The organism is Pseudomonas brassicacearum (assembly GCF_003732175.1).
Taxonomy (GTDB): Bacteria; Pseudomonadota; Gammaproteobacteria; order Pseudomonadales; family Pseudomonadaceae; genus Aquipseudomonas; species Aquipseudomonas brassicacearum_G.
Genome location: NZ_MOBI01000028.1, coordinates 85,500 through 106,555 on the forward strand (window position 1 = coordinate 85,500; position 21,056 = coordinate 106,555).

The window sequence follows — 21,056 nt, forward strand, 5'->3', positions numbered from 1 at the left end:
CCTGCTCGCGATACGGACGACTCGGTCTCCCTGGCTTCCACAATTCTATTGAAAACCAAGCAAGCGCTCGGTAAGTTCGCTGAACCTTCAGTGGAGCTCGCCGATGCCTGCCTTTCAGGAATACTTCGACCCTGGCCATCAGTTGGTCCGCGACAGCGTACGACGTTTCGTCGAGCGCGAAATTCTTCCGGACATCGATCAGTGGGAGGAGGCCGAGGGCTTTCCTCGTGAGCTTTACCTCAAGGCCGGTGCAGCGGGCATTCTCGGGATTGGCTATCCCGAAGCGCTGGGTGGCAGCCACGAAGGTGATCTGTTCGCCAAGATCGCCGCCACTGAAGAGCTGATGCGCTGTGGTTCAGGCGGGCTGGTGGCGGGGCTGGGCTCGCTGGACATCGGCCTGCCACCGATCCTCAAATGGGCCAGACCCGAGGTGCGTGAGCGAGTGGTGCCGCAAGTCCTTTGCGGCGAAAAAATCAGCGCGTTGGCGGTCACCGAACCCGGCGGCGGCTCCGATGTGGCCAACCTGCAAACCCGTGCCATACGTGATGGTGACTACTACCGGGTCAGCGGCAGCAAAACCTTTATTACCAGTGGTGTTCGTGCGGATTTCCATACCGTTGCGGTGCGCACCGGTGAGCCGGGATTTGGCGGCATCAGCCTGCTGCTGATCGAGAAGGGCACGCCGGGATTCACCGTCGGTCGTCAGCTGAAAAAAATGGGCTGGTGGGCGTCGGATACCGCCGAGCTGTTTTTCGATGATTGCCGTGTGCCGGCGGGCAACCTGATCGGCGCCGAGAACATGGGCTTTGCCTGCATCATGGACAACTTTCAAAGCGAGCGCCTGGCGCTGGCATTGATGGCCAACATGACTGCGCAACTGGCGCTGGAAGAAAGCCTGAAATGGGCCCGGCAGCGCGAAGCGTTCGGCAAGCCGATTGGCAAGTTTCAGGTGCTCAAGCATCGCTTGGCGGAGATGGCCACGGCGCTGGAAGTCTCCCGGGAGTTCACCTATCGCCAGGCCGCGAAAATGGCGGCGGGGCAGAGCGTGATCAAGGAAATATCCATGGCCAAGAATGTTGCCACCGACACTGCCGATCGCATCACCAGCGACGCGGTGCAGATTCTCGGTGGGCTGGGTTACATGCGTGAAAGCCTGGTGGAGCGGCTGTACCGCGACAGCCGGATCCTGTCCATTGGAGGCGGTACGCGGGAAGTGATGAATGAAATCATCAGCAAGCAGATGGGGCTCTAGTTGGCTGATCTTGGCTGATCGTTCCCACGCTCCGCGTGGGAATGCAGCCCGGGACGCTCCGCGTCCCAACAGCGGACGCGGAGCGTCCATTGAGGCATTCCCACGCAGAGCATGGGAACGATCGTGAAAGGCTTATCTTTCGCTAAGTGAAAACTGTGTCAGGCAGAACGTCGGGATGCCCATGTCTTCCAGCCGCTGGGAGCCGCCCAGTTCCGGCAGGTCGATAATTGCCGCGGCTTCGAAAACCCGCGCGCCCATGCGCCGAATCAGGTTGGCCGCAGCGATCAGCGTACCGCCAGTGGCGATCAGGTCATCGAAGATCAGCACCGAGTCGCCTTCGCAGAGGCTGTCGGCGTGAACTTCAAGAAAAGCTTCGCCGTACTCGGTCTGATACCCCTCGGACAGTACGTCAGCCGGCAGTTTTCCTTGCTTGCGAAACAGCACCAGTGGCTTGTTCAACTGATAGGCGAGGATCGAGCCGATCAGGAAGCCGCGCGCATCCATGGCGCCGATGTGCGTGAAGTCAGCCTCGACATAGCGGTGCGCAAAGCTGTCCATCACCAGGCGCAGGGCCTTCGGGGACTGGAACAGCGGGGTGATGTCGCGAAAGATCACGCCCGGCTTTGGAAAATCGATCACGGGGCGGATCAGGGATTTGATGTCGAAGGAGTCGATGACCATCGTCGAGGTGTCCTGGCAGGCTACAAACGGCGAAGTATAACTGCGGCCGGGCAGGTTCGCTCAGCCGCAATCGCAACGTCAGCCTTCGATCGAGCCACCGGCCAGCGCACACAGCTGGATCGGGTCGAGGATGTGCACTTCCTTGCCTTCGGCGGCAATCAGCTCGTTCTGCTGGAAGCGCGTGAACACCCGGGACACTGTTTCCACTGCGAGGCCTAGATAGTTACCGATTTCGTTGCGCGACATGCTCAGGCGGAACTGGTTGGCAGAGAATCCGCGTGCGCGGAAACGCGCCGACAGGTTGACCAGGAACGTGGCGATACGCTCGTCAGCGGTCTTCTTCGAAAGCAGCAGCATCATCTGCTGGTCGTCACGAATCTCGCGGCTCATCACGCGCATCAATTGGCGGCGCAATTGCGGCAGTTGCAGGGCCAGTTCATCGAGGCGTTCGAAGGGGATTTCGCATACCGAGGTGGTTTCCAGCGCCTGCGCTGAAACCGGGTGACTCTCGGTGTCCATGCCCGACAGGCCGACGAGTTCGCTCGGCAGGTGGAAGCCAGTGATCTGCTCTTCGCCGCCATCGCTCAGGCTGAAGGTTTTCAACGCGCCGGAGCGTACTGCAAAAACGGAATCGAACTGGTCGCTCTGACGGAACAGAAACTCGCCTTTTTTCAGCGGGCGACCACGTTTGACGATATCGTCCAGCGCTTCCATGTCTTCCAGATTCAGCGAAAGTGGCAGGCAGAGGGGGGCCAGGCTGCAATCCTTGCAATGTGCCTGGCTGTGAGCGCGCAGTTTAACTGGCTCGGACATTTCTTAGATCCTTGTGGGAAAACACACATAAGACGTAAGGGTAACCTACGCAATGACGTCGAAGCCAGCCTGTGGTGTCTTAAATTACCCGAGAGAAACGTTGGCGATTTTGCTGTTCCAGGTACGCATCGAAGACCATGCACACCGAACGGACCAGTAATCTTCCGGCCGGAAGGACCACGATTTTTTCGCTGTCGAGTTCGATCAGGCCATCCTCGGCCATGGCCTGCAACTGCGGCCAGAGCTCGTTGAAGTAGCCGCGAAAATCGATGTTGAAGGCCAGCTCGATCTGGACGAATGCCAGACTGAACGTGCAGATCAATTGCTGAATCACTGCTCGCCGCAGACGGTCGTCCTGGTTGCACAGCAATCCGCGACTGGTGCCCGGTTGCGCGCTGGCCAGGGTATTTTGGTACTGACTCAGATCGCTGCTGTTCTGGCAGTACAAATCACCGATCTGGCTGATGGCCGACACGCCAAGACCGATCAGGTCGCAATGACCGTGGGTGGTGTAACCCTGGAAGTTGCGTTGTAGCGTCGACTCTTCCTGTGCGATGGCCAACTCATCATCCGGCAGGGCGAAATGGTCCATGCCGATGTAGCGATAACCGGCGGCGGTCAGTTGCTCGATGGTGCGCTGAAGCATGTTCAGCTTTTCGGCGGGGGCCGGCAGGTCGCTGCTGTTGATTCGTCGCTGTGGCATGAAGCGTTCGGGCAGGTGCGCATAGTTGAATACCGAGAGCCGATCCGGTTGCAGGTTGATGACTTCGTCCACGGTGCGGGCGAAACTCTCGGCGGTTTGCTTGGGCAGTCCGTAGATCAGGTCGATATTGATCGAGCGGAATTGCAAGGTGCGCGCCGCCTCGATCACCGCCCGGGTTTCCTCCAGGCTTTGCAGGCGATTGACCGCACGCTGTACAGCAGGGTCAAGGTCTTGCAGGCCGATGCTGACCCGGTTGAAACCCAACTCGCGCAGCAGGCCCATGGTTGACCAGTCGGCTTCGCGCGGGTCGATTTCGATGCCGTAATCGCCGGAGTCATCGTCCAGCAGATTGAAATGCTTGCGCAGTTGCGCCATCAACTGGCGCAGTTCGTCGTGACTGAGAAAGGTTGGAGTGCCGCCGCCGAAATGCAGCTGCTCGACTTTCTGGTTCGGGTCCAGGTGACAGGAGATCAGCTGGATTTCCTGTTCCAGGCGCTGCAAATAGGGCAGCGCGCGGCCGCGGTCCTTGGTGATGACTTTGTTGCAGGCGCAGTAGTAGCAGATGTTTGCGCAGAACGGCACGTGCACATACAGCGACAGTGGGCGCAGGGCCTTACGGCTTTCGCGTAGGGCATGAAACAGATCGAAAGTGCCGACCTGGCTGTTGAATTGCACCGCAGTCGGATACGAGGTGTAACGTGGTCCCGCCAGGTCGTAACGGCGGATCAGATCTGTGTCCCAACGAATGGCGTCGAGCATGCGGGCATTCCCCCGGATAGGCTGGCAGTGTTGGCGAGTCTAGGGGGTGCGGCGTTGGGGCATCTTGATTTGCATCAACGGTGGTTGGAAGCTGCGATCGCTTTTTGTGGCGAGGGGGCTTGTCGGAACGCCGCACCGCCCCGTTCGGCTGCGCAGCAGTCGTAAGGTCGTAGGCGGGGTGTCTCAGACGGAATACGGTTGCAGATTTTTGGGCCGCTTCGCAGCCCAGCGGGGGCAAGCCCCCTCGCCACAGTTTTAATGCCCCATCAACCAATGCTGATGCGGTCCCGGCAAGGTCCAGATACCAAACAGGATCACCAGCAAGCCGCCAGTCATACGCACGCTGCGTTTGCGCAGTAACGCCGTGACCCGTTCGGCCGCAAGGCCAGTCGCGAGCAGCACCGGCCAGGTGCCAAGGCCGAATGCGAGCATCAACAACGCGCTATCGATGGCGTTGCCTTGGCTCGCGGACCACAGCAGCGTGCTGTAGACCAGACCGCACGGCAACCAGCCCCAAAGCGCGCCGAGCAACAACGCCCGCGGCAGGCTCGACACCGGCAGTAAACGGTTGGCAACTGGCTGTATGTAGCGCCACAGGCCGCGACCCAGGCTTTCGATGCGGGTCAGGCCGCTCCACCAGCCGGCCAGGTACAGGCCCATGGCGATCAGCAACAAGCCGGCGAGGATCCGCATGAACATCGCTGCTGGGCTGTTGGCCACGGCCCATCCCGCCAGGCCGATCAGCAGGCCGGCAGCGGCGTAGCTGAGAATCCGCCCGAGGTTGTACGCCAGCAGTAGACGGAAACGCCGACTGCGTTGTTCCTTGGGAATCGCCAGGGTTAACGCACCCATCAACCCGCCACACATGCCCAGACAATGCCCGCCGCCGAGCAGGCCGAGGATCACCGCAGAAACCAGTAGTGGTGCCAACTCAAGCATGAGGCGGGGCCTTGTCGTTCGGTTTGGCCGGATCGGTTGGTGCGTGACCGCTGGCTTCGTCGACTGCTGCCTGATGGCTCGGGTCCTGGTCGTCGAACAGGATGCTGTGGGCCGGACCGTCGAGGTCGTCGTACTGACCGCTGTCGACCGCCCAGAAGAAAATGTAAATGGCGATGGCGACGATCAGCAGCGCTGCCGGGATCATCACATAAAGAGCTGGCATCTGGACTCCATGCCTGACCGGATCAAGCCGGTAGCGGGCGGGTGACTGGCGTGGCACTGGCGCTTGGCTGGCTCGGCATGCGAGTCAGGCGAAGTGCATTGAGCACCACGGTCAGCGAACTGATCGACATGCCGACCGCGGCCCACACCGGAGTGATCCAGCCGAGGGCGGCGAACGGTAACATGAGGCCATTGTACAGCCCGGCCCACAGCAGGTTCTCGATGATTACCCGACGTGTGCGCCGGGCCAGGCTGAAGGCTTGCACCAGGGCGTCGAGACGATTGGACAGGAGCACCGCGTCGGCGCTGGTTTTCGCCAGATCGGTGGCCGAGCCCATGGCCACGCTGATGTCGGCGGCGGCCAGCACCGGCACGTCGTTGACCCCGTCGCCGAGCATCAGCACCTTGCGACCTTGCTGGTGCAACTGCTTGAGCACCTGCAGCTTGTCATCCGGACGCAAGCCGCCCCGGAACTCGTCGATACCCAATTCGGCGGCGACACTGGCAACCATCGGCGAGCTGTCACCGGATAGCAGCAGCGTGCGCCAACCGCGTGCTTTGCACGCCGCGAGCAGCGCAGGCGCGTCGTTGCGCAGACGGTCGTCGAGCACGAACCAGGCCAGCGCGCCATGGCTGTCGCCAAGCAACAGCCATTGACCGGCTTCATCCGGGATTGCCGGCACAGCGCAGCCACTGAGTTCGCAAACAAACACCGGTTGACCGATACGCAGGCGCTGTTCGCCAACCCGGCCCTCAAGGCCCAATCCCGGGGTGCTGAGGATTTCTTCGGCGGCCAGCGGCGCTCGGCCAAAGGCACGGGCTATCGGGTGTTCGGAGCGGTTCTCCAGGGCGGCGGCGAGGCCCAGGCACTGATCGCTGTCGAGCGCGCCCAGTGCTCGAATCGAACGCAAGGCCAGGCGGCCTTCGGTGAGCGTGCCGGTCTTGTCGAAAATCACCGTGTCGATTTGATTCAGGCCTTCCAACACGTGGCCCCGGGTCAGCAGCAGGCCGAGTTTGTGCAAGGTGCCGGTGGCGGCGGTGAGCGCGGTCGGCGTGGCCAGTGACAAGGCGCAGGGGCAGGTTGCGACCAGCATCGCCAGCACGATCCAGAACGCACGGGATGCATCCAGCTCCCACCAGAGCAAACCGATGGCCGCAGCGGCAATCAACGACAGCAGCAGAAACCACTGCGCAGCGCGGTCGGCGATTTGTGCCAGGCGCGGTTTCTCGGCCTGGGCTCGATCAAGCAGGCGGACGATGGCCGAGAGGCGAGTGTCCTGTCCCAGCGCCAGCACTTCGACGGTCAGCGCGCCCTCGACATTCAGGGTGCCGGCAGTCACCGCATCGCCGAGTGTCCGAGGTTGCGGCAGGTACTCGCCGGTCAGCAGCGACTCATCGATGCTCGACTGGCCGTCGAGGATTTTGCCGTCGGCCGGGAGGATGGCGCCGGGGTGCACCAATACCTGGTCACCGAGACGCAACTCGCTGAGCAGGATGCGCTCGCTCTGGCCGTCCGCGCTCAGGCGCAGGCACGATGCGGGCAACAGGTTCACCAACTGCGCGGTGGCGGCGGCGGTGCGTTCACGGGCGCGGCGTTCCAGATAGCGGCCCGCCAATAGAAACAGCGCAAACATCCCGACTGCGTCGAAATACAGCTCGCCGACTCCGCTGATCGAGGTCCAGATCCCGGCAAGGTAGGCGCCGCCGATGGCCAGCGAAACGGAAACGTCCATGGTCAGGTGGCGGGTGCGCAGGTCGCGCATCGCACCTTTGAAAAAGGGCGCGCAGCTGTAGAACACAATCGGTGTCGTCAAGAACAGCGCTACCCAGCGCAAGATGGTGTGCAGCTCGGGGCTGAGGTCGATATTGAATTCCGGCCAGGTGGCCATGGTCGCCATCATCGCCTGGAACCACAGCAAGCCGGCGACCCCCAGTTGACGCAGGGCCAAACGGTTTTCGCTGGCCAGTTGTTCGCAGGCTTGGTCGGCCTGGTAGGGGTGGGCGGCATAACCGATGTGGCGCAGCTCGCTGAGCAACTGGCTCAACGGCAACTGGCTGTCGGCCCAGCGCACGTGCAAGCGATGGTTGGACAGGTTCAGTCGCGCCTCGGTCACGGCCGGCAGGCTGCGCAGGTGTTTCTCGATCAGCCAGCCGCAGGCCGCGCAGCTGATGCCTTCCATCAGCAAGGTGGTTTCAGCGAGTTCGCCTTCGTGGCGAACAAACGGTTGTTGCACGTCGGCGCGGTCATACAGCGCCAGTTCGTCCACCAGTTGCACCGGCAAGGCTTCAGGGTTGGCCGAAGCCTCGCTGCGATGACTGTAATAGTGCTCCAGCCCGCCCGCGACAATCGCCTCGGCCACGGCCTGACAACCCGGACAGCAGAGCTCGCGGGTTTCGCCGAGGATGACGGCGGTAAACCGGCTGCCGGAGGGAACGGGCAGGGCGCAGTGGTAGCAGGGGGTGGTCATGGGGTTTTCACAGGGCGTTATCCGATGATCGTTCCCACGCTCCGCGTGGGAATGCCTCCCCGGACGCTCCGCGTCCGCTTCGGCTGGGACGCGGAGCGTCCCTGGCTGCGTACCCACGCAGAGCGTGGGTACGATCAGTGATTGAGCTTGTTACTACTTGTCTTCCGCGGCTTGCAGCGGTTCGTCACCGAGCAGCAAATGCTTGTCGTGGCCGATCTGTTCTTCTTCGAACATGCGCCATACATGATCGTCCTGGCTGCCCAGCAGCTCGACGAAGCGCCGGCCTTCGATCTTGTCGGTCAACTGGCCGATATAACGGCCCGGTTCGGTCTCGCTGCGGGTCAGGGTGATCTTGCGGTCTTTTTCCGGCTGGGTCGGCGAGATCAGGTTCAGTTCCAGCGTCTTGGGCATGCTGTTGCCGGTCAGGCGCACGTCGACTTCACCGGTCACCTCATCCAGATGCACGTTGGCGCGCAACAGTAGGGTCTGGGCCAGCAACTCGCGGTCCAGCGAACGGTTGATGCCTTTGCCCGCCTCGTAATAATTGTCGTTAACCAGGTTGTCCGGGTTTTTGACGGCAATGGTCACCATGGACAAGGTCAGGGTCACCGAACAGGTCAGAATCCCGATGATGATCCATGGCCAGAGGTGCTTGTACCAAGGGCTGGTGGCAGTTGCTGCGGGCATGATGACTTCTCTCAACGAATTTGTGGGCCGATGAATCGGCTCTTGGCTTCAACGTGGACGCTGTTGTCGTCGGCATCCTTGAGGGTGAATTTCACCTCGTTGGTGCTCGACGGCAGTTGTTCCGGTGCACTCGACAGCTCGACCGGCATGCTGAAGATTTCGCCAGCAGCCACCTTGATCTCGCGCTTGCCTTGCAACTTGAGATCCGGCAGCCCGGAGGCTTCCAGCACGTAAGTGTGGTCGCGCTGATCCTTGTTCATGACTTTGAGGCTGTAGACGTTCTCGATCCGGCCTTCGGCGTTTTCGCGATACAGCACACGGTCCTTGCTGACATCGAAACCGACCAGCGAGCGCATGAAGAACGCGGTGATCAGCAAGCTGATCATGGCCAGCAACACCAGCGCGTAGCCGATCAGGCGCGGACGCAGTTTATGGGTTTTTTGCCCGGACAGGTTGTGCTCGGTGGTGTAGCTGATCAGCCCGCGCGGGTAGTCCATTTTGTCCATGATGCTGTCGCAGGCGTCGATGCAGGCGGCGCAACCGATGCATTCGATCTGCAAGCCGTCACGGATATCGATACCGGTCGGGCACACCTGAACGCACATGGTGCAGTCGATGCAGTCACCCAGGCCCTGGGCCTTGTAGTCGATGCCTTTCTTGCGTGGACCACGGGCTTCGCCGCGGCGCGGGTCGTAGGAAACGATCAGCGTGTCCTTGTCGAACATCACACTCTGGAAGCGCGCGTAAGGGCACATGTAGATGCACACTTGCTCGCGCAGCCAGCCGGCGTTGCCGTAGGTGGCGAGGGTGAAGAAGCCGACCCAGAAATACGACCAGCCATCGGCCTGGCCCATGAAGAAATCGATGGTCAGTTCACGAATCGGCGAAAAGTAGCCGACGAAGGTCATGCCGGTGACGAAGCCGATCAACAGCCACATCGCGTGTTTGCTGAACTTGCGCAGGAACTTGTTGGCGCTCATTGGCGCCTTGTCGAGCTTGATGCGCTGGTTGCGGTCGCCTTCGGTGACCTTCTCGCACCACATGAAAATCCAGGTCCAGACGCTCTGCGGGCAGGTATAGCCGCACCAGACACGCCCGGCGTACACGGTAATGAAGAACAGACCGAAGGCGCTGATGATCAACAAGCCGGACAGCAGAATGAAATCCTGCGGCCAGAAGGTTGCGCCGAAGATGAAGAACTTACGCTCTGGCAGATTCCACCAGACGGCTTGGTGGCCACCCCAGTTGAGCCAGACCGTGCCGAAATACAGCAGAAACAACGCGGCACCGCCGGTCATTCGCAGATTACGGAACAGGCCGGTGAAGGCGCGGGTGTAGATTTTTTCCCGAGAGGCGTAGAGGTCGACGCTGTTGTTCGCGTTCTTGGCAGGTGGGGTGACGTCGTGTACCGGAATCTGGTTGCTCATCTATTGCATCCCACGGCAGTGGAAAAATGCCCCGGTCAGTACGTGCCGACCGCGGTCAAAAAGAGGTGTTGCAGTGGCGCAATGATACGCCTGTAGCTCTAGCGCAAGGGTGCGACCTTTGGTCGCGTTGGGTAAAAATCGTGGATGGTGTAGCAAATGTAACAAATCATGATGCAGATCAATTGACTTGTTGAGTATAGCTGTCCGTCCGGCCAGGGTTGCTACCGCGCGCCCGCAAGGGGCGTACCGAGTCCGATTCCCTCATCTTCCGCCTTCCACTGCCTGATGTTCATTTGCGCGGGACTATATAGAACATTTTTTAGTGAGTGTTTTGAAGGGCGCGAGTGTCAGGAAGTGTTGGACATATCTACTGTTGATCTGCAGAGGCTGGTCGTTTGTTAATTGTCGGTGGGCGATATATTTTGCAGTTGCCGCTATGGAGTGGCTGTTAAATATCGATGGAAATGGATTTCTATGACTTTATATAAAGAGCGTGTGTGGCTGGTGTGTCTTGCATTGGCGTTGGTTATCCCTGTGGTCTATGGCGCCTCGTCGGCAGAGGCGCCGCGCCATATGGTGTTTGTATCGGATTCGCAATACCCCTGGACTGATCTCACGGATGATAATCTTCCGGACCCCAACAAAGAGGCTCGCTCAAAAGAGCTGATAGAGTTGCAGTACTCCGATATTTCAAGTTTCAGGAAGCTGAATGGCGGGGCATCCCGCATACCGGTGATGATTAACGGTGATATCACAGCCTTTGGTCATGGTGACGAACGTTCATACATGAAATCGGTTTTCGAGAATAAACTGGAGGGGCTATATGATTACGGGCTGGGTAATCATGACTATGCCAATAACGTGGGCGACTGTTTCCTGAATAACTGTGCGGCTGGCAGTGTCAACGACCTCAAGGATCGCTACTGGGGAAAAGTCGAATCCATGGACCTGGCGGCAAGAAGTTCAGGCTTGGGGAGTGTCTATTATGGCAGTCTCGCTTACTCGAAAAGTGCCGGTGATGTGCATGTGGTTCAATTGAATAATGAGCCGACCTATACCGTCAGTTTTACCTCCGGCAATCCACTTGCTCCGACAGCGTTTGAAATTACCCCTGCGCTTGACTGGCTGGAGGGGGATCTAAAGAGCGCTCGGGAGCAGGGCAAGGTCATTATTCTCACTATGCACAAGGTTTTCGATTGGAATGGTGATGACGAGCAGATATCCAGATTCAAACAGATGATCGAGAAGTACAAGGTGACCGCAGTCTTTGGTGGGCATGATCACTGGGGGGCGGGGACTTACTTCGATTGGGGTAAGCCAAAGTACTTTGGTGATGTGCCGGTATTTCTAAGCGGCTCTGCCTCTCAGCAAACCTATCTGATTGCCAGTTTTTCGAATGACCGGCAGTCTCTGGCGGTCAGCGTTGTTCGGAACAGTAACTGGCCAAGCCGAAAGGTCGATAAGGTCATCCCGATCTTGAAGTAGGCAAATGAGTGACGGAAATGAAAACGGCCCCGCCAGATCACTGGCGGGGCCGTTTTTTAGTGCGATCACGCGTTTGCCTTACTCGGCGTCAGCAGCTTTCTCACCGTGAGACAGGCTGTAGACGTAAGCGGCCAGCAGGTGAACCTTGTCGTTGCCTTGCAGCTGTTCTTGCGCAGGCATCTGGCCCTGACGGCCGTAACGGATGGTCTGCTGCAGTTGAGCGAAGCTCGAGCCGTAGATGAACGCTGCCGGGTGGGTCAGGTTAGGTGCGCCCATGGCTGGGGTACCTTTGCCTTCCGGGCCGTGGCAAGCCACGCAGTTGGCGGCGAAAATCTTCTGGCCGGCAACCGGGTCGGCCTTGGCGCCTTCCGGCAGCTTGCGGCCATCGAGGTTGGTCAGTACGAACGCGGCAACGTCGCTGACGCCTTGTTCGCCGATCACTTCACCCCAGGCTGGCATCATCGCGTGACGGCCGCCCATGATGGTGGTCTTGATGGTTTGTGGCTCGCCACCCCAACGCCAGTCTTCGTCGGTCAGGTTCGGGAAGCCGTAAGCGCCTTTGGCGTCGGAGCCATGGCAAACCGAGCAGTTGGAGGCGAACAGGCGGCCGCCCATCTTCAGGGCTTGCGGGTCCTTGGCAACTTCTTCAATTGGCATGGCCGCGAATTTGGCGAAGATCGGACCGAACTTGGCGTCCGATTTGGCCATTTCCTTTTCCCACTCGTGAACGCCGGTCCAGCCGGACTGGCCGTTGGCGAACGCGGTCTGCTTCTCGTTGTCGAGGTAGCCGTAACCCGGCAGCAGGCCTTTCCAGTTGCCCAGGCCCGGGTACAGCACCAGGTAACCAAGGGCAAAGATGATGGTCCCGACAAACAGCATGAACCACCATTTCGGCAGCGGGTTGTCGTATTCCTCGATCCCGTCGAAGGCGTGGCCAACCGTCTCATCCGTCTGCTCGGCGCGCTGGCCCTTGCGGGTCGACAGCAGCAGCCAGGTCAGGGCGAAGATGGTACCCAGACTGAGGACTGTGACGTACAGACTCCAGAACGTAGTCATTCTTTGTTACTCCTAGAAGCTTGCTCGACGTGCTTGATGGCTTCGGGATCATCCGCGAAAGGCAGCAAGGTCGCGTCTTCAAACTCCGATTTGCGCTTGGGGCTGAACACCCACAGCGCCAGACCGATAAAGGCAACCATCACGACAACGGTGCCCAGGCCACGAATCATCCCGATATCCATCTAAATCACCGTTTGCTTTTGATGATGGTGCCCAGGCCTTGCAGATAGGCCACCAGCGCGTCCATTTCGGTTTTGCCCTTCACGGCATCTTTTGCACCGGCGATGTCTTCGTCGGTGTAAGGAACGCCGAGGGTGCGCAAGACTTCCATTTTCTTCGCGGTGTCCTTGCCGTCGAGCTTGTTTTCCACGAGGAACGGGTAAGCCGGCATTTTCGACTCTGGGACCACGTTGCGCGGGTTGTACAAGTGCGCACGCTGCCAGTCATCGGAGTAACGACCGCCAACGCGGGCCAGGTCCGGGCCGGTACGCTTGGAACCCCACAGGAACGGGTGGTCCCAAACGCTTTCACCGGCTACCGAGTAGTGGCCATAGCGTTCGGTTTCAGCACGGAACGGACGGATCATCTGCGAGTGGCAGCCGACACAACCGTTGGCGATGAAAATGTCACGGCCTTCAAGTTCCAGCGCCGGGCGTGGCTTCATACCTTCAACCGGCTTGTTGGTCACGTCCTGAAAAAACAACGGGACGATCTGGGTCAGGCCGCCGATGCTGACGGCGATGACCATGAAGAAGGCCAGCAGGCCAATATTCTTCTCGACTGCTTCATGCTTCATCAGTGAGCTCCAACGACAGCGATCTGAGCGGCGGCTTCAGCATCTTCCGGATTCGAGGCGCGTACGGTGCGGAACACGTTGTACGCCATGAACAGCATGCCGCTGGCAAAGAACGCACCGCCAAGGGCGCGAACGATGAAACCAGGGTGGCTGGCTTGCAGGGCTTCGACGAAGGAGTAGGTGAGGGTGCCGTCATCGTTGATTGCACGCCACATCAGGCCCTGGGTGATGCCGTTGACCCACATCGAAGCGATGTAGAGCACGGTACCGATGGTCGCGAGCCAGAAGTGCGTGTTGATCAGGCCGATGCTGTGCATCTGCGCACGACCGAAGATTTTCGGGATCATGTGGTACAGCGCACCGATCGAAATCATCGCTACCCAGCCCAAGGCACCGGCGTGTACGTGGCCGATGGTCCAGTCAGTGTAGTGAGACAGCGAGTTGACGGTCTTGATGGCCATCATCGGGCCTTCGAAGGTCGACATGCCGTAGAACGCCAGGGACACGACCAGGAAACGCAGGATTGGGTCAGTACGCAGCTTATGCCAGGCGCCCGACAGGGTCATCATGCCGTTGATCATGCCGCCCCAGCTTGGTGCCAGCAGGATGATCGACATGGCCATGCCCAGCGACTGAGCCCAGTCCGGCAGTGCGGTGTAGTGCAGGTGGTGCGGGCCAGCCCAGATGTACAGGGTGATCAGTGCCCAGAAGTGCACGATCGACAGGCGATACGAATAGATTGGACGCTCGGCCTGTTTCGGCACGAAGTAGTACATCATCCCCAGAAAGCCGGTGGTCAGGAAGAAACCTACCGCGTTGTGGCCGTACCACCACTGGATCATGGCGTCAGTCGCACCGGCGTACGCCGAGTAGGACTTGAAGAAACTGACCGGCAAGGAGGCGTGGTTGACGATGTGCAGCATCGCCGTCACGACGATGAAAGCACCGTAGAACCAGTTACCGACATAGATGTGCTTGGTTTTGCGCTTGACGATGGTGCCGAAGAACACCAGGCCGTAGGTGACCCAGACGATAGCCAGCAGGATAGCCAGAGGCCATTCCAGTTCCGCGTATTCCTTGGTGGTGGTGTAACCCAGCGGCAAGGTAACGATCGCGCCGACGATCACCGCTTGCCAACCCCAGAAGTGGAAGGCGGCGAGGCTGTCGGAAATCAGTCGCGTTTGGCAGGTTCGCTGCACGACGTAATAGGAAGTGGCAAACAGTGCACAACCACCGAAGGCGAAAATCACCAGGTTGGTGTGCAACGGGCGTAGGCGTCCAAACGTCGTCCACGGCAGGCCGAAATTCAACTCCGGCCAGACCAGTTGTGAGGCGATGAAGACACCGAGCCCCATGCCAAGGATCCCCCAGACCACCGTCATGATGGCGAACTGGCGGACTACCTTATAGTTATAAGCAGTCGGACTGATTGCTGTGCTCATTCTAAGGTTCCACGGTTTAGGTGTTTTATTAGGGATAAAAATCGGTCGCAAGTATGGAGAAAGCGGGGGGTCATTGCAACGCGCCATGACCCGCGTCAATGCTTTCAAAAGCTGATTCTGCGGCCTTTCCATGCTCCGCGTAGGGACAAAATTGCCCATGGACAAAATGTCTCGGCGGACCAAAAAGGCGAGGGGGTCGGGTCAGGTGTAACTGGGTGTGTTCAAACGAGGCGGGCAGGTGACAGACGGCAATTTGCACGACAGCCGGTATCCACCAGCCTTTGCGGCCTGTCATCGAACAGATTCGTCGAACGCATCGTGTACGGTTGACCTTATGACCGGCTGTTGCCAGTCCGCTTCGAAGCAAGCGTAGACGCGAATCCACCGAACCGAAAGGCAGACCCATTGAGGGGTGCGACAATGCGTCGCAAAGGAGCAGGGAACTGCCGCATTCGGGTGAATGCAGCAGTTGGGCGGTGAAGATTTATTCGGTTTTGCTTTCAGCCTGCAAACGCTCGGCGTTCGGGCTGTGAGACAAGCTGTACACGTACGCGGCCAGCAGTTGCACCTTGTCGTTGCCGAGCAGTTCGTGCTGCGCCGGCATCTGACCCTGGCGACCATGGCGGATGGTCTGTTGCAGTTGCGTCAGGCTGGTGCCGTAGATGAAACCTGCCGGTTGCGTCAGGTTTGGCGCCCCCATCAGTTCCGTGCCCTGGCCGTTTGGACCGTGACAGGCTACGCAAGTGGTGCTGAACGTTTGCTGTCCGGCTTGCAGGTCAGCACCGCTGTCGGCTGGCAGCGGCAGGCCGGCGAGCTCGTGACGCACATAGGCCGCGACATTTTTCACCCCGGTCTCACCCAGTACTTCACCCCAGGCCGGCATGGCCGCCATGCGTCCGCCCATGATCGTGGTCTTGATGGTTTCGGCACTGCCGCCCCAACGCCAGATGTTGTCGGCGAGGTTGGGGAAACCAAACGCGCCCTTGGCATCCGAGCCGTGGCAGACCGCGCAGTTGGAGGCGAACAGGCGTCCGCCCATTTTCAGCGCTTGTGGATCCTTGGCGACCTCTTCCACAGGCATGGCCGCGAATTTGGCGAAGATCGGTCCGAACTTGGCGTCGGCCTTGGCCATTTCCCGGTCCCATTCCTTGGTCTGGGTCCAGCCGTCCTGATAGCCTGGCAGTACGCCTTTCCAGTTGCCCAGGCCCGGATAAAGAATCAGGTAGCCGACGGCAAACACCAGGGTCCCGGCGAACAGCATGAACCACCACTGCGGCAGCGGATTGTCGTACTCCTCGATGCCGTCGAAGCTGTGGCCCATGGTCTGGTCGACGCTGCCTTTGGTTTCGCCCTTGCGGGTGCCGATCAGCAGCCACGTCAGACCGATCAGGCTGCCAATGGTCAGTACGCAGATCCACGTACTCCAGAAGGTGGTCATGGCCGGGTACTCCTTGTTGCTGCGGGTTCTTTGGTGTCGGTGTTGTCGGGTTGCGGTTCATCGGCAAAGGGCAGCAGGCGCGCTTCGGCGAAATCCGGGCTGCGTTTACCGTTGAATACCCATAGCGTCAGTCCGACAAAGGCTATGAAGACGACGACGGTGCCCAGGCCGCGAATCATTCCGGTGCTCATTTCGCTCTCTATAAAAGACATGGGCATGGCTCACCTCTTGCTCTTGATCGCAGTGCCGAGCACTTGCAGGTAGGCGACCAGCGCGTCCATTTCGGTCTTGCCCTTGAGCGTTTCGGCGCTGCCTGCAATGTCTTCGTCGGTGTACGGAACGCCGAGGGTGCGCATGACCCGCAACTTGGTTTCGGTGTGGCTGCTGTCCAGCGCGTTGGCCACCAGCCATGGGTAGGCGGGCATCTTCGATTCCGGCACGACGTTGCGCGGGTTGTACAAATGCGCGCGGTGCCAGTCTTCCGAGTAGCGACCGCCGATCCGGGCCAGGTCCGGGCCGGTACGCTTGGAGCCCCACAGGAACGGATGATCCCAAACGCTTTCACCGGCCACCGAGTAGTGGCCGTAGCGCTCGGTTTCGGCGCGGAACGGGCGAATCATCTGCGAGTGGCATTGCACGCAACCTTCGCGGATGTAGATGTCGCGACCTTCGAGCTGCAGGGCGGTGTAAGGCTTCATGCCTTCGACCGGCTTGTTGGTGACGTCCTGGAAGAACAGCGGGACGATCTGGGTCAGGCCGCCGATGCTCACCGCGAAGACCATCAGCAGCAACAGCAGGCCGACGTTTTTCTCAATCGTTTCGTGTTTCATGGCGGACTCCTCAGGCCATCTGCGCCGCGGCGGCGGCTTCGGCTGGCTGTGCGGCACGCACGGTGCGCCAGGTGTTGTAAGCCATCAGCAGCATGCCGCTGAAGAAGATCGCGCCGCCCACCAGCCGCACGACGTAGCCTGGGTGGCTGGCCACCAGGGTTTCGACGAAGGAGTAGGTCAGCGTGCCGTCTTCGTTGACCGCACGCCACATCAGGCCCTGGGCGATGCCGTTGACCCACATCGAGGCGATGTAGAGCACGGTGCCGATGGTGGCGAGCCAAAAGTGCGCGTTGATCAGGCCGAGGCTGTGCATCTGCGTGCGGCCGAAGATTTTCGGGATCATGTGGTACAGCGCGCCGATCGAGATCATCGCCACCCAGCCGAGTGCGCCGGCGTGTACGTGGCCGATGGTCCAGTCGGTGTAGTGGGAGAGGGCGTTGACCGTTTTGATCGCCATCATCGGCCCTTCGAAGGTCGACATGCCGTAGAACGCCAGCGACACGACCAGGAAGCGCAGGATCGGGTCGCTGCGCAATTTATGCCAGGCGCCCGAGAGGGTCATCATGCCGTTGATCATCCCGCCCCAGCTCGGTGCGAGCAGGATCAGCGACATCACCATGCCCAGTGACTGCGCCCAGTCCGGCAGCGCGGTGTAGTGCAAGTGGTGCGGGCCGGCCCAGATGTACAGGGTGATCAGTGCCCAGAAGTGCACGATCGACAGGCGATAGGAGTACACCGGGCGTTCGGCCTGTTTCGGCACGAAGTAATACATCATTCCGAGGAAGCCTGCGGTGAGGAAGAAACCTACCGCGTTATGGCCGTACCACCACTGGACCATGGCATCGGTCGCACCGCCGTAGGCCGAGTAGGACTTGGTCCAGCTCACCGGCAGGGAGGCGTGGTTGACGATATGCAGGATGGCCACGGTGATGATGAACGCACCGAAGAACCAGTTACCGACGTAGATGTGCTTGGTCTTGCGCTTCATCACCGTGCCGAAGAAAACGACGCCGTAGGCGACCCAGACGATGGCGATCAAAATGGCGATCGGCCATTCCAGCTCGGCGTATTCCTTGGAAGTGGTGTAGCCCAGCGGCAGGCTGATGGCGGCCAGGACAATGACCAACTGCCAGCCCCAGAAGCAGAATGCGGCGATTTTCGGCGCGAACAGCTGCGTCTGGCAGGTACGTTGCACCGAATAGAAGGAGCTGGCGAACAGGGCGCAGCCGCCGAACGCGAAGATCACCGCGTTGGTGTGCAGCGGGCGCAAACGGCCGAAGCTGGTCCAGGGCAAATTGAAGTTGAGTTCAGGCCAGACCAATTGAGCCGCGAGAAAAACCCCGAGCCCCATGCCGACGATGCCCCACACCACCGTCATAATGGCGAATTGGCGGACCACCTTGTAGTTATAGGCGGTACTTAAAGAAGTGTTCATGGTTCCCCATCCACGGTTCAGCCGAAGTGAAAGCGTCCGCGCGAGGCGATGACGCTCCCTTCGCCTGGAGTTATAGGCAGATTAAAAGCGAGGCAAGCATGGACAAACAGCACAAGGCCAGTATTGACGGGGATCAATGGGTGCAGTGCGTGCAGGACCGCGGATGGCTGTGGGATGCCGCCTCGGTGCCGGCAGCGGCGACGCTGATTCTTGCCCACGGCGCCGGCGCACCGATGGACAGCGACTGGATGAACGACATCGCCGCACGCCTTGCCGGGCTTGGCGTCAACGTGTTGCGTTTCGAGTTTCCGTACATGGCGCAACGGCGCATCGACGGTGGCAAGCGTCCGCCGAATCCGACGCCCAAATTGCTCGAATGCTGGCGTGAAGTGCATGCCTTGGTGCGACGCCATGTCACTGGGCGCCTGGCCATCGGCGGCAAGTCCATGGGCGGACGCATGGCCAGTTTGCTGGCCGATGAGTTGGGCGCGGATGCGCTGGTGTGTCTGGGATATCCGTTTTACGCGGTGGGCAAACCGGAGAAGCCGCGAGTCGAGCATCTGGCCGGGCTCAAGACGCCGACGCTGATTGTGCAGGGGGAGAGGGATGCGTTGGGTAATCGCCAGGCGGTGGAAGGTTACGTGCTGTCGCCGAGTATCGAGGTGTTCTGGCTGGCGGCTGGCGATCATGATTTGAAGCCGTTGAAGGCGTCCGGGTTTACTCACGAGCAGCATTTGGCGGCTGCGGCGCAGAAGGTTGCTGAATTTCTTCTCTGATAATGATGGTGGCAGTTGCGGCCTCATCGCGAGCAGGCTCGCTCCCACAAGGATTTGCGCGCCACCACAATCCACTGTGGGAGCGAGCCTGCTCGCGATGGAGTCATGACAGACGACATCACTTTCAGATTGGCAATAAAAAACCCGGAAGTATTACCTCCCGGGCTTTTGTATTTGCCAGCAACGATCAGCGGTTAAACCGCTCCACCAGCGAATACTGGGTATTCGCGGTTTTGGTCAGCTCTTCACTCAGCAACGCCGAGTTCTGTGCCTGTTCCGAGGTCTGGTCAGCCAGTTGCGCAATGGTGCTGATGTTGCGGCTGATCTCTTCGGCTACTGCACTTTGCTCTTCGGTCGCGGCAGCGATTTGGGTGGTCATCTCGGTGATGTTGGCCACCGCTTCGCTGATACCCACCAGCGCCTGGTCGGCTTCCAGAACCCGCGCCACGCCTTCTTCAGCCTGACGGTGACCCGCTTCCATGGTTTGCACCGCGGTGCTGGCGGTCTGCTGGAGCTTGGCGATCAGGGTGTGAATCTGCCCGGTCGATTCGCTGGTGCGTTGCGCCAGTTGCCTTACTTCGTCGGCAACTACCGCAAAACCACGGCCCATCTCACCGGCGCGAGCCGCTTCGATGGCCGCGTTCAAGGCCAGCAGGTTGGTCTGGTCGGCAATGCCTTTGATCACGTCGACCACGCCGCCGATTTCGTCGCTGTCCTTGGCCAGTTGGGTCACGGTCAGACCGGTTTCACCGACCACCATCGACAGGCGCTGGATCGCGTCACGGGTTTCACCGGCGATGTCACGGCCACGACCGGTCAGGCGATTGGCTTCCTGGGTCGCGTCAGCGGTGCGTTGCACGTGGCTGGCGACTTCCTGGGTAGTGGCGGCCATCTGGTTGACGGCGGTCGCCACTTGCTCGGTCTCGACGCGCTGACGTTCCAGGCCCGTCGAGCTTTTGTGCGCCAGGGTGTCGGACTGTCGAGCTTGCTCGTTCAGGTGTTCGGCGGTGTCTTGCAGGCGAGTCAGGCAGGTTTTCAGACGGGCTTCCTGACTGAGGATCGACATTTCCAGGCGCGCTTGAGCGCCGCGGCTGTCAGTGTACATCTGCGCAATCAGCGGGTCGGATGTGGTCTGCTCGGCCAGGCGCAGCAAGCGCTTGAGGCCACGCTGTTGCCAGCTTAAACCCAGCAGGCCGAGCGGTACGGACAGCCCGGCGGCCAGCGCAAAACCCCACTGTGAGTTGAGCGTGGCGCCGATCATGAAACTCAACTGGCTGACCAGAATGAACGGCAACCAGTCCTGTAGCACCGGTAGCCATTTGTCTGTTTGAGGAATCGCCGACTTGCCCTGATTGATGCGTTGGTAAAGCGCTTCGGCACGGCGGATCTGTTCAGCGCTGGGCTTGACCCGCACCGACTCGTAACCGACCACCTGATTGCCGTCGAATACCGGTGTGACATAGGCGTTAACCCAGTAGTGATCACCGGTCTTGCAGCGATTCTTGACAATGCCCATCCATGGCAAGCCTTGTTTCAGTGTGCCCCACATGTGCGCGAAGACCGCAGACGGAACGTCGGGGTGACGGACCAGGTTGTGCGGTGCACGGATCAGCTCTTCACGAGAAAACCCGCTGATTTCGACGAAAGCGTCGTTGCAGTAGGTGATCACGCCTTTGGCATCGGTCGTGGAAATCAACCGTTGCTGAGCCGGGAAGGTCCGCTCGCGTTGTGTAATGGGCTGGTTATTACGCATGGCTTTTTCAATCCGCAAGGCTTTGAGAGGGTGTCGGCAGCGCCAGGAATAAATTGAAATTATTTTTCAATATTCAGCGCTGGCGCACATTCCT

At 59.9% G+C, this 21,056-nt stretch carries 20 protein-coding genes; 3 read left to right on the forward strand and 17 right to left on the reverse strand.

Annotated features, from left to right (window positions below; genetic code table 11):
- Positions 1 to 103: 103 nt before the first annotated feature.
- On the forward strand, positions 104 to 1,252 hold the full coding sequence (locus BK658_RS24865; RefSeq protein ID WP_123584612.1) for an acyl-CoA dehydrogenase family protein: 1,149 nt from the start codon (positions 104 to 106) through the stop codon (positions 1,250 to 1,252).
- A 132-nt stretch (positions 1,253 to 1,384) separates the two neighbouring features.
- Here BK658_RS24865 and BK658_RS24870 read toward each other — a convergent pair whose 3' ends face one another.
- From BK658_RS24870 to ccoG, 8 genes are all read right to left on the reverse strand, one after another.
- Positions 1,385 to 1,933 (reverse strand): adenine phosphoribosyltransferase, encoded by a 549-nt coding sequence (locus BK658_RS24870; RefSeq protein WP_123584613.1) that lies wholly within the window; start codon positions 1,931 to 1,933, stop codon positions 1,385 to 1,387.
- A 78-nt stretch (positions 1,934 to 2,011) separates the two neighbouring features.
- Positions 2,012 to 2,746 (reverse strand): fumarate/nitrate reduction transcriptional regulator Fnr, encoded by a 735-nt coding sequence (gene fnr / locus BK658_RS24875; RefSeq protein WP_123584614.1) that lies wholly within the window; start codon positions 2,744 to 2,746, stop codon positions 2,012 to 2,014.
- Positions 2,747 to 2,825: 79 nt separating this feature from the next.
- The gene (gene hemN, locus BK658_RS24880) at positions 2,826 to 4,208 is read right to left on the reverse strand and encodes an oxygen-independent coproporphyrinogen III oxidase (RefSeq protein WP_123584615.1); all 1,383 of its coding nucleotides are present in this window, start codon (positions 4,206 to 4,208) and stop codon (positions 2,826 to 2,828) included.
- A gap of 255 nt (positions 4,209 to 4,463) precedes the next feature.
- A complete protein-coding gene (locus BK658_RS24890; RefSeq protein ID WP_123584616.1) occupies positions 4,464 to 5,147 on the reverse strand; it encodes a sulfite exporter TauE/SafE family protein in 684 nt (227 codons plus the stop codon).
- Positions 5,140 to 5,370 carry a cbb3-type cytochrome oxidase assembly protein CcoS gene (gene ccoS, locus BK658_RS24895; protein ID WP_123584617.1) on the reverse strand — a complete coding sequence of 77 codons (231 nt, stop codon included), beginning with the start codon at positions 5,368 to 5,370 and terminating at the stop codon, positions 5,140 to 5,142. The genes BK658_RS24890 and ccoS overlap by 8 nt, the downstream gene beginning before the upstream one ends.
- A 22-nt stretch (positions 5,371 to 5,392) precedes the next feature.
- The gene (locus BK658_RS24900) at positions 5,393 to 7,837 is read right to left on the reverse strand and encodes a heavy metal translocating P-type ATPase (protein WP_123584618.1); all 2,445 of its coding nucleotides are present in this window, start codon (positions 7,835 to 7,837) and stop codon (positions 5,393 to 5,395) included.
- Between the two features lie 153 nt (positions 7,838 to 7,990).
- Positions 7,991 to 8,524 (reverse strand): FixH family protein, encoded by a 534-nt coding sequence (locus BK658_RS24905; protein ID WP_123584619.1) that lies wholly within the window; start codon positions 8,522 to 8,524, stop codon positions 7,991 to 7,993.
- A gap of 11 nt (positions 8,525 to 8,535) precedes the next feature.
- Complete coding sequence (ccoG, locus tag BK658_RS24910) at positions 8,536 to 9,951, reverse strand: cytochrome c oxidase accessory protein CcoG (RefSeq protein WP_123584620.1); 1,416 nt, start codon at positions 9,949 to 9,951, stop codon at positions 8,536 to 8,538.
- Positions 9,952 to 10,425: 474 nt separating this feature from the next.
- Here ccoG and BK658_RS24915 point away from each other — a divergent pair, with 474 nt between their 5' ends.
- A complete protein-coding gene (locus BK658_RS24915) occupies positions 10,426 to 11,436 on the forward strand; it encodes a metallophosphoesterase family protein (protein ID WP_123584621.1) in 1,011 nt (336 codons plus the stop codon).
- A gap of 78 nt (positions 11,437 to 11,514) precedes the next feature.
- Here BK658_RS24915 and ccoP (BK658_RS24920) read toward each other — a convergent pair whose 3' ends face one another.
- The 8 genes from ccoP (BK658_RS24920) to ccoN (BK658_RS24955) all read right to left on the reverse strand — a co-directional run bounded on the left by ccoP (BK658_RS24920) (position 11,515) and on the right by ccoN (BK658_RS24955) (position 18,433).
- A complete protein-coding gene (gene ccoP / locus BK658_RS24920; RefSeq protein ID WP_054593210.1) occupies positions 11,515 to 12,492 on the reverse strand; it encodes a cytochrome-c oxidase, cbb3-type subunit III in 978 nt (325 codons plus the stop codon).
- Positions 12,489 to 12,674 carry a CcoQ/FixQ family Cbb3-type cytochrome c oxidase assembly chaperone gene (locus BK658_RS24925; RefSeq protein WP_003175465.1) on the reverse strand — a complete coding sequence of 62 codons (186 nt, stop codon included), beginning with the start codon at positions 12,672 to 12,674 and terminating at the stop codon, positions 12,489 to 12,491. The genes ccoP (BK658_RS24920) and BK658_RS24925 overlap by 4 nt, the downstream gene beginning before the upstream one ends.
- Before the next feature lie 5 nt (positions 12,675 to 12,679).
- Positions 12,680 to 13,288 carry a cytochrome-c oxidase, cbb3-type subunit II gene (ccoO, locus tag BK658_RS24930; protein WP_054593209.1) on the reverse strand — a complete coding sequence of 203 codons (609 nt, stop codon included), beginning with the start codon at positions 13,286 to 13,288 and terminating at the stop codon, positions 12,680 to 12,682.
- Complete coding sequence (gene ccoN / locus BK658_RS24935; RefSeq protein WP_054593208.1) at positions 13,288 to 14,730, reverse strand: cytochrome-c oxidase, cbb3-type subunit I; 1,443 nt, start codon at positions 14,728 to 14,730, stop codon at positions 13,288 to 13,290. The genes ccoO (BK658_RS24930) and ccoN (BK658_RS24935) overlap by 1 nt, the downstream gene beginning before the upstream one ends.
- 484 nt (positions 14,731 to 15,214) lie before the next feature.
- Entirely contained in the window at positions 15,215 to 16,168 is a 954-nt protein-coding gene (ccoP, locus tag BK658_RS24940) for a cytochrome-c oxidase, cbb3-type subunit III (protein WP_123584622.1), read from the reverse strand.
- A complete protein-coding gene (locus BK658_RS24945; RefSeq protein ID WP_123584797.1) occupies positions 16,165 to 16,371 on the reverse strand; it encodes a cbb3-type cytochrome oxidase subunit 3 in 207 nt (68 codons plus the stop codon). Before BK658_RS24945 ends, ccoP (BK658_RS24940) begins: the two co-directional genes overlap by 4 nt.
- A gap of 18 nt (positions 16,372 to 16,389) precedes the next feature.
- Complete coding sequence (ccoO, locus tag BK658_RS24950) at positions 16,390 to 16,998, reverse strand: cytochrome-c oxidase, cbb3-type subunit II (RefSeq protein WP_123584623.1); 609 nt, start codon at positions 16,996 to 16,998, stop codon at positions 16,390 to 16,392.
- A gap of 10 nt (positions 16,999 to 17,008) precedes the next feature.
- Positions 17,009 to 18,433: a cytochrome-c oxidase, cbb3-type subunit I gene (gene ccoN, locus BK658_RS24955; RefSeq protein ID WP_123584624.1), complete on the reverse strand. Its 1,425-nt coding sequence runs from the start codon at positions 18,431 to 18,433 to the stop codon at positions 17,009 to 17,011.
- A 98-nt stretch (positions 18,434 to 18,531) separates the two neighbouring features.
- Here ccoN (BK658_RS24955) and BK658_RS24960 point away from each other — a divergent pair, with 98 nt between their 5' ends.
- Complete coding sequence (locus BK658_RS24960; protein WP_123584625.1) at positions 18,532 to 19,209, forward strand: alpha/beta family hydrolase; 678 nt, start codon at positions 18,532 to 18,534, stop codon at positions 19,207 to 19,209.
- A 187-nt stretch (positions 19,210 to 19,396) separates the two neighbouring features.
- Here the strand turns inward: BK658_RS24960 and BK658_RS24965 are convergent, their stop codons facing one another.
- Positions 19,397 to 20,962, reverse strand: a complete 1,566-nt coding sequence (locus tag BK658_RS24965) for a methyl-accepting chemotaxis protein (RefSeq protein ID WP_123584626.1) — start codon at positions 20,960 to 20,962, stop codon at positions 19,397 to 19,399.
- Between the last annotated feature and the right edge of the window lie 94 nt (positions 20,963 to 21,056).

Bases quoted from the DNA above. Each gene is read 5' to 3' on its own strand.
- BK658_RS24865 (WP_123584612.1), top strand. From the start codon at position 104: ATGCCTGCCTTTCAGGAATACTTCGACCCTGGCCATCAGTTGGTCCGC.
- BK658_RS24870 (WP_123584613.1), bottom strand. From the start codon at position 1,933: ATGGTCATCGACTCCTTCGACATCAAATCCCTGATCCGCCCCGTGATC.
- fnr (WP_123584614.1), bottom strand. From the start codon at position 2,746: ATGTCCGAGCCAGTTAAACTGCGCGCTCACAGCCAGGCACATTGCAAG.
- hemN (WP_123584615.1), bottom strand. From the start codon at position 4,208: ATGCTCGACGCCATTCGTTGGGACACAGATCTGATCCGCCGTTACGAC.
- BK658_RS24890 (WP_123584616.1), bottom strand. From the start codon at position 5,147: ATGCTTGAGTTGGCACCACTACTGGTTTCTGCGGTGATCCTCGGCCTG.
- ccoS (WP_123584617.1), bottom strand. From the start codon at position 5,370: ATGCCAGCTCTTTATGTGATGATCCCGGCAGCGCTGCTGATCGTCGCC.
- BK658_RS24900 (WP_123584618.1), bottom strand. From the start codon at position 7,837: ATGACCACCCCCTGCTACCACTGCGCCCTGCCCGTTCCCTCCGGCAGC.
- BK658_RS24905 (WP_123584619.1), bottom strand. From the start codon at position 8,524: ATGCCCGCAGCAACTGCCACCAGCCCTTGGTACAAGCACCTCTGGCCA.
- ccoG (WP_123584620.1), bottom strand. From the start codon at position 9,951: ATGAGCAACCAGATTCCGGTACACGACGTCACCCCACCTGCCAAGAAC.
- BK658_RS24915 (WP_123584621.1), top strand. From the start codon at position 10,426: ATGACTTTATATAAAGAGCGTGTGTGGCTGGTGTGTCTTGCATTGGCG.
- ccoP (WP_054593210.1), bottom strand. From the start codon at position 12,492: ATGACTACGTTCTGGAGTCTGTACGTCACAGTCCTCAGTCTGGGTACC.
- BK658_RS24925 (WP_003175465.1), bottom strand. From the start codon at position 12,674: ATGGATATCGGGATGATTCGTGGCCTGGGCACCGTTGTCGTGATGGTT.
- ccoO (WP_054593209.1), bottom strand. From the start codon at position 13,288: ATGAAGCATGAAGCAGTCGAGAAGAATATTGGCCTGCTGGCCTTCTTC.
- ccoN (WP_054593208.1), bottom strand. From the start codon at position 14,730: ATGAGCACAGCAATCAGTCCGACTGCTTATAACTATAAGGTAGTCCGC.
- ccoP (WP_123584622.1), bottom strand. From the start codon at position 16,168: ATGACCACCTTCTGGAGTACGTGGATCTGCGTACTGACCATTGGCAGC.
- ccoO (WP_123584623.1), bottom strand. From the start codon at position 16,998: ATGAAACACGAAACGATTGAGAAAAACGTCGGCCTGCTGTTGCTGCTG.
- ccoN (WP_123584624.1), bottom strand. From the start codon at position 18,433: ATGAACACTTCTTTAAGTACCGCCTATAACTACAAGGTGGTCCGCCAA.
- BK658_RS24960 (WP_123584625.1), top strand. From the start codon at position 18,532: ATGGACAAACAGCACAAGGCCAGTATTGACGGGGATCAATGGGTGCAG.
- BK658_RS24965 (WP_123584626.1), bottom strand. From the start codon at position 20,962: ATGCGTAATAACCAGCCCATTACACAACGCGAGCGGACCTTCCCGGCT.